Origin of the sequence: Candidatus Allofournierella excrementigallinarum (assembly GCF_944388085.1) — a bacterium.
Lineage (GTDB): Bacteria > Bacillota > Clostridia > Oscillospirales > Ruminococcaceae > Allofournierella_A > Allofournierella_A excrementigallinarum.
This window is the reverse complement of sequence record NZ_CALXHK010000067.1, coordinates 1-9,328: the sequence shown is the minus strand read 5'-3', so window position 1 is coordinate 9,328 and position 9,328 is coordinate 1. Positions and strand designations below refer to the sequence as shown.

General features: G+C 66.7%; 9 protein-coding genes and 1 tRNA gene. 7 read left to right on the top strand and 3 right to left on the bottom strand.

Annotated elements, in window-relative coordinates; genetic code table 11:
• The first annotated feature begins 337 nt into the window (after positions 1 to 337).
• Positions 338 to 1,114: a type III pantothenate kinase gene (locus ACH2AT_RS10010; protein ID WP_394965706.1), complete on the top strand. Its 777-nt coding sequence runs from the start codon at positions 338 to 340 to the stop codon at positions 1,112 to 1,114.
• A 98-nt stretch (positions 1,115 to 1,212) separates the two neighbouring features.
• Positions 1,213 to 1,824 carry an ECF transporter S component gene (locus ACH2AT_RS10005; protein WP_394965705.1) on the top strand — a complete coding sequence of 204 codons (612 nt, stop codon included), beginning with the start codon at positions 1,213 to 1,215 and terminating at the stop codon, positions 1,822 to 1,824.
• A gap of 214 nt (positions 1,825 to 2,038) precedes the next feature.
• On the opposite strand, the gene ACH2AT_RS10000 is transcribed toward ACH2AT_RS10005, so the two are convergent.
• Both ACH2AT_RS10000 and ACH2AT_RS09995 read right to left on the bottom strand, forming a co-directional pair.
• Complete coding sequence (locus tag ACH2AT_RS10000) at positions 2,039 to 2,743, bottom strand: DUF6320 domain-containing protein (RefSeq protein ID WP_394965703.1); 705 nt, start codon at positions 2,741 to 2,743, stop codon at positions 2,039 to 2,041.
• Between the two features lie 6 nt (positions 2,744 to 2,749).
• Positions 2,750 to 4,027 carry a hypothetical protein gene (locus ACH2AT_RS09995; protein ID WP_394965701.1) on the bottom strand — a complete coding sequence of 426 codons (1,278 nt, stop codon included), beginning with the start codon at positions 4,025 to 4,027 and terminating at the stop codon, positions 2,750 to 2,752.
• A 143-nt stretch (positions 4,028 to 4,170) separates the two neighbouring features.
• Here ACH2AT_RS09995 and ACH2AT_RS09990 point away from each other — a divergent pair, with 143 nt between their 5' ends.
• Positions 4,171 to 5,148, top strand: a complete 978-nt coding sequence (locus tag ACH2AT_RS09990; RefSeq protein ID WP_394965699.1) for an alpha/beta hydrolase — start codon at positions 4,171 to 4,173, stop codon at positions 5,146 to 5,148.
• 189 nt (positions 5,149 to 5,337) lie between these two features.
• Here ACH2AT_RS09990 and ACH2AT_RS09985 read toward each other — a convergent pair whose 3' ends face one another.
• The gene (locus ACH2AT_RS09985; protein WP_394965697.1) at positions 5,338 to 5,505 is read right to left on the bottom strand and encodes a hypothetical protein; all 168 of its coding nucleotides are present in this window, start codon (positions 5,503 to 5,505) and stop codon (positions 5,338 to 5,340) included.
• 175 nt (positions 5,506 to 5,680) lie between these two features.
• On the opposite strand from ACH2AT_RS09985, the gene ACH2AT_RS09980 reads away from it, so the two are divergent.
• The 4 genes from ACH2AT_RS09980 (at position 5,681) to ACH2AT_RS09965 (ending at position 9,326) form a co-directional block, all read left to right on the top strand.
• Positions 5,681 to 6,241: a DUF308 domain-containing protein gene (locus ACH2AT_RS09980; protein WP_394965696.1), complete on the top strand. Its 561-nt coding sequence runs from the start codon at positions 5,681 to 5,683 to the stop codon at positions 6,239 to 6,241.
• 42 nt (positions 6,242 to 6,283) lie between these two features.
• The gene (locus tag ACH2AT_RS09975; RefSeq protein WP_394965694.1) at positions 6,284 to 6,808 is read left to right on the top strand and encodes a putative ABC transporter permease; all 525 of its coding nucleotides are present in this window, start codon (positions 6,284 to 6,286) and stop codon (positions 6,806 to 6,808) included.
• 53 nt (positions 6,809 to 6,861) lie between these two features.
• Positions 6,862 to 8,904, top strand: coding sequence for a leucine-rich repeat domain-containing protein (locus tag ACH2AT_RS09970; RefSeq protein WP_394965692.1), 2,043 nt, complete (start codon positions 6,862 to 6,864; stop codon positions 8,902 to 8,904).
• Between the two features lie 348 nt (positions 8,905 to 9,252).
• Positions 9,253 to 9,326, top strand: a tRNA-Arg gene (locus ACH2AT_RS09965).
• Positions 9,327 to 9,328: the final 2 nt, after the last annotated feature.

The following is a 9,328-nucleotide window of genomic DNA, read 5'->3' as shown; positions in this document are numbered from 1 at the left end:
AAAAAGGGTCCTTCAAGTTCTTCTTATTGTTCAATTTTCAAGGTCCTCTGCGCCCCGCGCTTTCGTGAGGCAGCCTGCTTATTATATCGCGCCAGGCGCTGTTTGTCAACACTTTTTTGCGATATTTTTTCCAGGCGGCCGCTTCCGGGCGGGCGGCTGCCGCCGCTTCCCTTCCGGGGCGCAAGTCTGTATTATACGAGCCTCCAACCCAAAAGTCAACCCCCTTTTTGCAGCTTTTGGAAAAATCTGCGCGGGCGGCCAAATCCGGGGGGACTTGCCTTTTTGCCGTAAATCGTATTATAATAGGACCGCTCAAGAGAAAGGGGGCCGCGGCGCCATGGTCCTGACGGTGAACATCGGCAACACCCACATTTCGGTGGGCGGATACAGCGGGAGGGAAAAGCTTTTTTCCGGCCGGCTGAGCGCCCGGCCCGGTATGACGGCGGATGAGTGCGCCATCGCCCTGGGGCAGCTTCTGGACCTGTACGGCCACGGCGGCTGCCGGTGGGAGGGCGCCATCCTCGGTTCGGTGGCTCCGGCCCTGACCGCCCCCATGACCGCCGCCCTGCGGCGGCGCAGCGACGGGCGGGTGCTCACGGTGGGCCCTGGGCTCAAAAGCGGCCTTGCCATCTGCATCGACGACCCGGGCCAGCTGGGGGCGGAGCTTCTTTGCGCGGGCGTGGCGGCGCTGGACCTTGCGCCGGGGCCGGTGATCCTGCTGTGTGCGGACACCGCCCTCTCGCTGATGGGCATTGACGAGAAGGGCCGCCTTCTGGGCGGGATGATCCTGCCGGGGCCGAAGGCCGCGCTGAACGCCCTGGTGAAGGGCACGGCCCAGCTGCCCCAGGTGGACCTGGACGCGCCCCGGGCCGCCCTTGCGCCGCTGGCGAAGAACAGCGCCGCCTGTTTGCAGGCGGGCAGCATCCTGGGCACCGCCGCCATGCTGGACGGCCTGATCGCCCGCCTCAAGGGCGAGCTGGGCGAAAGCGCCTGGGTGGCCGCCACCGGCGAACTGCCCGAGGCGGTGCTGAAGGCGATGGCCCAGCCGGTGCGCCGCTGCGAAGACCTTATTTTGGACGGCATGAACCTCATCTGGCTGAAAAACCAAAAGTGAATATTTCATGGTGTTCCGCCCTGCGAGGGGCGTGTGCATAAATAAGTTTGCGCTGTATCCGCGTTTTGAGGCGGAGCGGCAGTAAAGGAGTATGTAACATGAACGACCATTCCAAAACCCTGCGTCTGACCCGGCTGGCGCTGCTGGCCGCCATCGTGCTGGTGCTGGCCTACACCCCGCTGGGCTACATCCACATCGGCCCGCTGGCCATCACCCCCATCATGATCCCGGTGACGGTGGGCGCCATCCTGCTGGGGCCCGCCGAGGGCGCCATCCTGGGCGGCATCTTCGGCCTGACCAGCTTTTCCACCTGTTTCGGGTCCGACGCCTTCGGCACCACGCTGATGACCATCAACCCGGCGTTCACCTTTTTGACCTGTGTGCCCACCCGGGTGCTGGCGGGCTGGCTGCCGGGGGTGCTCTTCAAGGCCCTTCACCGCAAGGGCCGCCCCCTGCGGGCCAACGCCGCCTTCGGCGCGGCCGCCCTGGCGGGCCCGGTGCTGAACACCGTGTTTTTCATGGCCGCGCTGGTGCTGTTCTTCTACCGCACCGATTACATCCAGGGCTTTGTGACCGCCCTGGGCGCGGCGGACCCGCTGGCGTTCGTGCTGCTGTTCGTGGGCGTGCAGGGCGCGGTGGAAGCCGCCGCGGGCTTTGTGGTGTCCGGCATTCTGAGCCGGGCGGTTTACCCGGTGCTGCACCGCAACTAACATTATATATAAAAGAGCGGGCCGGTCCCTTTTGGGGGCCGGCCCGCTTTCTGTTTATTTCACAGCCGGCTGCCACAGAGGCCCCGCAGCTGCCGGGCCGCCTCCTGCGCCGTCCGCATGCGCCCCTCCTGAAGGGCGCAGAGAAGGCCCGGCGGCCTGTTGTTTGACGCACAGACCTGCCGGGCCCGAAGGGCTATACTGATAACAGGGGCATTCAGGTGTGGAAGCGCCGGCCCAGTTCCTCCCGCAAGCGGGGGCGCAGGCGCACGATGAGCAGAAACACCGCCGCCACCAGCCCCGCCGCCGCGGCGATGACCGACCAGCCCGGCCGGTACTGCCCAAAGGCATAGAGGTCGATGAGCGCTTCCAGCGCCAGCAGCCAGAGGATGAGCAGCAGGAAGAACACCCCCGCCGTGGAAAGGCCGGAGCGCCGCCGGGCGATCATGCCGCCCACCGCAGCCACCAGCAGGGCGGTGATGCCCAGGATGGGCAGCGCCAGCCGGGCAAACCAGCCCCAGCCGTTGGTGAGGGCGGCCACCAGCGCCAGCATGCCCGCCGCTGCGGCCGCGTCTGCCAGCAGGAAGGCCGGCGCCGGCCAGCCCCGGGCCAAGAGCGGCAGCGCCGTCCACACCCAGAGCACCGCCGCCGCCCCCGCCACATAGAGCGACCAGGGCGCCGCCGGAAAGAAGGCCAGCCAGTTGATGGCACAGCAGCACACCGCCGCTGAGGCCAGCATGCCGGTGAGCAGCAGCCCCAGGCTGCGCCGGTCCACCGGCTCCACCTCCCGCCGCGCCAGCGGGAAGGGCGGCTGGGCGGTCTCGTCCACCGGGCAGCGGGGATTGACCACCGGAGTGCCGCACAGCGGACAGGCATGGGCGGAGGCGTCCAGCTCCACCCCGCAGTTCACGCAATAAGACATGATCTCTCAGCCCTTTCTGTTGGAGAGGATTTTGACCGGCACGCCCTCCCGCACCAGCCAGCGGAAGAAGTCCCGTTCCAGATCTCTCTCCCGCATGGTGCCGGAAAAGCTCAGCGTCAGGGTGTTGCCCATGCTGATGGCCGCGCAGTTGGTGCGCCCGGAATAGGACTGGCCCAGCACCATCTCCACCCGCCGGATGTGGGCTTCCATCTCCGGCGGCGCCCGGAACACGCCGGGGTTGGTGAAGGTGGTGGAATAGGGCTTTTCACCCAGCATCCGGAACCCTGCCGCCATTCCCAGGTTTTTCAGCGGGCGGGGCACCAGCCGCAGCAGCGGCGAGCGCTGCAAACTGACGTTCCGGGTGATGTAGGCGGCCAGCTCCTGCCTTGTGACGTGCAGCCGCATATAGTGATGCACCTGAGAGGCGATCTCCGCGAAGGTGTAGTCCCCCAATTCCGGGTCGATGAAGGGCCGCGCGGTGAGGATGAAGTTGCGCAGGGTGCGGCTGGGGAAATAAGGCCGCAGGTTCACCGGCACCACCAGGGCCACCGGCTTTTCCCGCCGCCTGCCCTCGCAGCGCTGGCGCACCATCAGCGCCTGGATGAGCCCGGCGGCCAGGAACTCGGTGATGGAAACGCCGTAGCGCCTGGCGGCGGCGCGGACCTTGTCCACCGGGATGAGGCCCATGATGACGTTCAGCGTGTAGAAGGGTTCCGGCGTGCCGGTGTAGCTGTAGGCCGGGCCGGCCTTGAGGCTGCGCCGGGCCCGGGAGGTAGCGTAGCGGGGATAGGCGTCCTCCCATTCCTCCGGGTCGGGAGGCCCGGCCGGGTCCAGGACGCCCTCGGTGCAGGGCACTTCCGCCCCGCCCAGCCGCAGATACTCCGCCACCAGCGTTTTCAGCAGCACCAGCGCGCCCGCGCCGTCCGCCAACGCGTGGAACAGCTCGATGGAGATGCGCGGCCCGTAATAGAACACCCGCAGCAGCCGGTCTTTGGAGGAAAAGCGGATGGGCTGGCAGGGGTTGGCGATGTCCGGCTCCACGTCGGGCACAAAGGAGGGGTCGGAATCAAAATAATACCAGAACACCCCCCGCCGCAGCCGCACCTGCAGACCGGGGAAGCGCGGCATCACCCGCCGGGCGGCCTGACGCAAACGCTCCGGGTCCACCGGGGCGTCCATCACCGCCGAAAAGCGGTAGACCGCCGAGTAATCGTCCCGCTGGATGGCGGAATAGACCATGCCCGCGTTGTCCAGCCGGTACCAGTTCTGTGCGGTGCGCGCCATTCCGCGTCGCCTCCTTCCGTCTCTATCTTGTATTGTAGCACCGCCGCCCCCCGCGGGCAACGCCCTCGCCCCATTTTTATGCTATACTGAAAACAGCAGCCACCGCCCGCTTGCCGCGGGCCCGCCGAAAGAGAGAAACACCTATGGAAAACACCAGCAACACAAACGCCCGGGGCGGCCTGCACATCCCCATGCCCCACTATTCCGACACGAGCCCCGCCGACCAGGCGGTGACCACCGCTATGATGAAGGCGATGCGCACCATCCGTTCGGCCTCCTCTCCCGCCCCCGCCGGGCAGGAAGAGCTGGACCGTCAGCGCAAAGGCCAGAAGGTGCTGGGGCGGCTGGCCGCCCCGCTGCTGGGCCTTGGCTGGGAGCCCTTCGACCTGAACGGCATGCCCGCCGCCTGGGTGCGGCCGGAACAGGGCCACGACCCCCGCAAGGTGGTGCTCTACTGCCACGGCGGCGGCTACACCAGCGGCAGCCTGGACTACTCCCGCCCCCTCGCCTCCAAGATCGCCAGCCGCACCGGCTACGAAGTGCTCTGCTTTGAGTACCGCCTTGCGCCGGAACACCCCAGCCCCGCCGCACGGCAGGACGCGCTGAAAGCCTGGGATTATCTGATGCTGCTGGGCTATGGCGCCCGGGACGTGGTGGTGATGGGCGACTCCGCCGGAGGCAATCTGGCCCTGGTGCTGGCCCTGCTGCTGCGGGACGCCCGCCGCCAGCTGCCCCGCCGCCTGGTGCTTTTTTCGCCCTGGACGGACATGACCTTCAGCGGTGAGTCCTTCACCGAACAGGCCGGGGCGGACCCTTCCCTCACCGCCGACTACATGCTGGCCACCCGGGACGCCTACGCCCCCGGCGCCGACTGGGCCGACCCGCTGCTCTCGCCCCTCTTCGGCGATTTTTCCGGCTTCCCGCCGGTGATGATCCAGGCGGGCTCCAACGAGATCCTCTTCGACGACTCGGCCCGGCTGCACCAGCGCCTGCTGGAGCAGGGCGTGCCCTGCCGGATGGAGTGCTGGGAGGGCATGTGGCATGTGTTCCAGATGTTCCCCCTCAGGCAGGCCGACCGTGCGGTGGACCATGTGGCGCGGTTCCTGCTGGAGCTGTTCTGACCCCCCCCCAAAAAAAATCAAAGCCACCGGCCCGGCCGGTGGCTTTTTTGCGCTTAAGCGCTCAACAGAAGGGCGCGCCGCAGATGTTTATCCTGCGGCGCGCCCTTTTTCATTCCTTGTCGTTGGGGTCCGGCTCGTCGTCGGTGATGGGCATCTCCACCAGCAGCTCGAAGCGGCTCTTGTCGAACTTCAAAAGCCCCTCGTCCCGCATCTTGCACAGCTCGTTGGACATGGCGCTGCGGTCCACAAAACGGTGTGAGGCGACATGGTGTCGATGACGCCCAGCACCTCTTCGTCGGTCAGGTTGCGGAACAGCATATTTGCCCGCAGCACCGCCAGGTCCAGCTTGTGTTCCATCTGCTGTTTGCGCCTCCTCGCAGGCAGTTTTCTTTTTTTATTATAAAACCGCTCCCTTTTTCTGACAAGAAGCGACAGCCCGTTGTCTGACAAACATACTCCGCCGCCCGCCCATGGTAGGATGGAAACAGCAAAAGAAATTTTGCAAATCCTGTTTTGTCAAGGAGGTATCCTAATGTTTCAATTTTTCTGGACCCGCGCCGCATCCGTCTGGGTGGCCGCGCTGTATGTCGCAATGGGCGTTCTGCTCTTCGCCTTCCCCGCCGCCTCCGGCACGTTCTTCGTCTGGGCGCTGGCCGGCGGCGCAGCCGCCTACGGCGCGATCCGTCTCGCGCGCTATCTGCAGGGCCGCAAGGCCGGCGCAGCCAATCCGGGCGATCTGTTCCTCACCGCGCTGCCCGCCGCCTTTTCTGTCTTCGCCTTTGCCTGGCCCCAGGCCATCCTGTCGGTCCTGCCGCTGGTGCTGGGCGCCCTGCTCCTGATGGACGGCATCGGCAAACTGCCCCTGGCCATCACCGGCCTGCGGGAACAGTTCCCCGGCATGGTCCCCCTGGCCCTCTCCGCCATCGTTCCCATCGTGCTGGGCGCCCTCATCGTCATCGCCCCCTTCGCGGCGGTGCGCATCGCGGTGATGGTGTTCGGAGCCGCTCTGGTGGCCGACGGCATCAGCGACCTGGCCACCGTCATCCTGGAAAAGCGGGCCGCATCCGCAGCCCCCGGCGGCCCGGCCCTCTGAGGCCGGGCGCCGCACCCACGCTGTAACGAGAAAGGGACTCCTATGACCTGGTTTGGCTACGCCCCCGCCCAGTGGGCACTGTTCTTCTTTTTGTACTCCTTTCTCGGCTGGGTCTGGGAGTCCTGCTATGTTTCCCTGCGCCAGGGGCGCTGGGTGGACCGGGGCTTTCTCAACGGCCCGCTGCTTCCCATCTACGGCTCCGGCGCCGTGGCCGTCCTGCTGTTCGCCCTGCCGGTGGCCGCAAACCCGCTGCTGGTTTTTCTGATGGGCATGGCCGGCGCAACGCTGCTGGAATACGTCACCGGCTGGACCATGGAGCGTCTGTTCCATCTGCGCTACTGGGATTACAGCATGTACCGCTTCAACCTGAACGGCTACATCTGCCTGCCGGCCTCCCTGTGTTGGGGCGCCTTCTCCCTGGTGATGCTCCGATTCATCCACCCGGTGGTGAGCGGCTGGGTGGCGATGCTCTCCCCCGCCGCGGCGCTGACCGCCGCGCCGGCCCTTTCCGCCCTCTTCGCCGCCGACCTGCTGGTTTCCCTTCAGAAGGCCCAGGCTGCTGCATAGCCGCTGCGGCCCTGACGCCCCAAAACGCTTTGAGAGAAAGGATGCGGCAGACCATGACCGACTACAAAAAGCCCCTTTTCCGGGCGGCCGTCGTGCTGGCCCTTGTGCTGGGCGCAGCGGCTGTTCCCCTTCCTGCCGCCGCCGAAGAGGCGGTATCCGGGAACGCCCCGCTCGCCGCCCCTGCCGGCAGCGCCCCCGCCGCCGGCCCCCTGAACGCCGCCCTCGCCGCCGCTGAAGGGACGGTGGCGCTGGACGAGACGAACTTCCCCGACCCGGCCTTTCTGGCCTGCGTGCGCACCTTCGACGCCGACGGCGACGGCGCCCTTTCCGAGAGCGAGCGGGCGGCGGTGACCATGCTGCACGTGCGCGGCAAGGGCATCCGCACGCTGGAAGGCGTCGGCTTTTTCCCCGCCCTCACCCAGCTGAACTGCATCGGCAACGCCCTCACCGAACTGCCCCTGGACCAGGCCCCGGGCCTGACCAGCCTGCTGTGCAACGATAACCGGCTCACCGGGCTGGACCTTTCCCAGACGCCCCGGCTGGAGGTGCTGCACTGCCACGGCAACCGCCTGGCGGCCCTGGACCCCTCGGCGGCCCCCCTTCTGAGGGAGCTGGCCTGCGGCGACAACCTCTTCGAGACGCTGGACGTCTCGCGCAACGGGGCCCTTCAATATCTCATCTACATGGGCGGGCCCCTCAAGGCCCTCACCCTGGGGAACAACGAAGCCCTGCTGGACCTCTGGTGCGCCTACACCCTGGTCACCGAGCTGGATTTGAGCCGCGCGCCAAACCTTGAACGGCTGGGCGTCGAGCGCAGCGGCCTCGTCTTTCTGGACCTGAGCGCCAACCCCCTTCTCACCGATCTGATGGCCGGCGGCAATCAGCTGCTGGGCATCCGCGCCGGGCCGGCGGCCCCCACCGCCGTTTTGGACGGCCAGCGCCCGGTGGAGGTGCAGCTGGCCCAGGGCCAGACCACCTTCCACCTGGGTCAGCCGGGGCTGCCCATCGACCCGGAGCGCATCACCGGCGTGACCGGCGCGCAGCTGGAGGACGGCCTGCTCACCGGCCTTGCCGACGGCAGTCTGGTGACCTACCGCTACACCGACGGCTCCTTCTCCTTCACCGCCTCGCTGCGATTCCATGTGAGCAACGCCTGGGTGGAGCCTCTGACCATAGAGGACTGGACCTACGGCGAAGCCGCCCACCCTCCCCATGCCGGCGCCCGGTACGGCGAGCCGGTGTACACATACAGCGACAGCGAGAGCGGCGTCTTCACCTCCCAGCCGCCCAGCGAGGCGGGCACCTGGTACGTGCGGGCGGTGGTGCCGCCCCAGGACGGCCGCGCCGGCCTTGTGGCGGTGAAGGAGTTCCACATCCTGAAGGCCCTGCAGGACTACACCGTTCCAACCGGGCTGACGGCGGTGTATGGCAGCTCGCTGGGCCAGGTGGATCCCGGCCCGGGCTTTGCCTGGGAGGCCCCGGACCAGAAGGTGGGCAGCGCCGGGCCGCAGGTCTTTGAGGCACGGTTCACCCCCGCCGACACCGAAAACTTCGAAGCGGTGGAGCATGTGAAGGTGCCGGTGCAGGTGCTGCCCAAGGACGCCTCGCTGCTGTGGGTCTCGCCGGTGGAAAACGCCCAGGACGCGGAAAAGCTGACCGTGCGGGACGGCACCGCCGTTCTGAAAGCGGGCAGCGACTACACAGTGGAGAGCCGCCAAAGCGGCAGCCGCGTGAACATCACCCTGCGCTTTCAGGGCAACTACACCGGCTCGGTGCTGCGGGGCTACGAGACGCAGGGGCAGACGGTTTCGCCCGTGCGCCCCACCCCCGCCGCGCCGGCCCCGGCCCCCGGGCAGGCCGCCGCTTCCACTCCGGCCCCTGTAAAGGCCCCTGCCCCCAGCGCAAGCGGGACAAGCCGTCCCAGGCCCTCGACTTCTCCGAAGCCGTCGCCCGTGCCCTCCCCCTCGCCGGCGCCCGCCGTCCCTGTTGACGAAGGCTCCCTGCCCTCGGAGGCGGGAACGCTGCTGCTGTTCCTTTTCTTTCAGTTCCTTCTTCTTGCGTTGCTGCTCCTCACCCTGTTGAGGGCGCGCCGCTGACGGATCCGCGCCGAAGGCCCCGCAAACGGGGTTTCCGGCGCGATTTTTGAAAAAAGGCTTTACCACGTCAAAAAAATGTGGTAGAATAAGCGATGCACCAAAAGGGTGCGGTCAACACGTCGGAAAGCCCTCCCCCGGAGGCGGCTTTCCGCAGATCCGCGTCCGTAGCTCAGTTGGATAGAGCGTTCGGCTCCGACAACTCCGACAGGCAGTTGGGCGCAGCCGAAAAACCGCATAACAAAGCCATTTTTCGGCATCGCATTCTCCGGTTTTGTAGTAGTCTGACTACTATTTGACCACTTATAACTGAATAGCTGAAACCCGTCTTCGGACGGTTTTCATAGATGTGCGTCCGTAGCTCAGTTGGATAGAGCGTTCGGCTCCGACCCGGAAGGCCGCTGGTTCGAATCCAGTCGGGCGCACC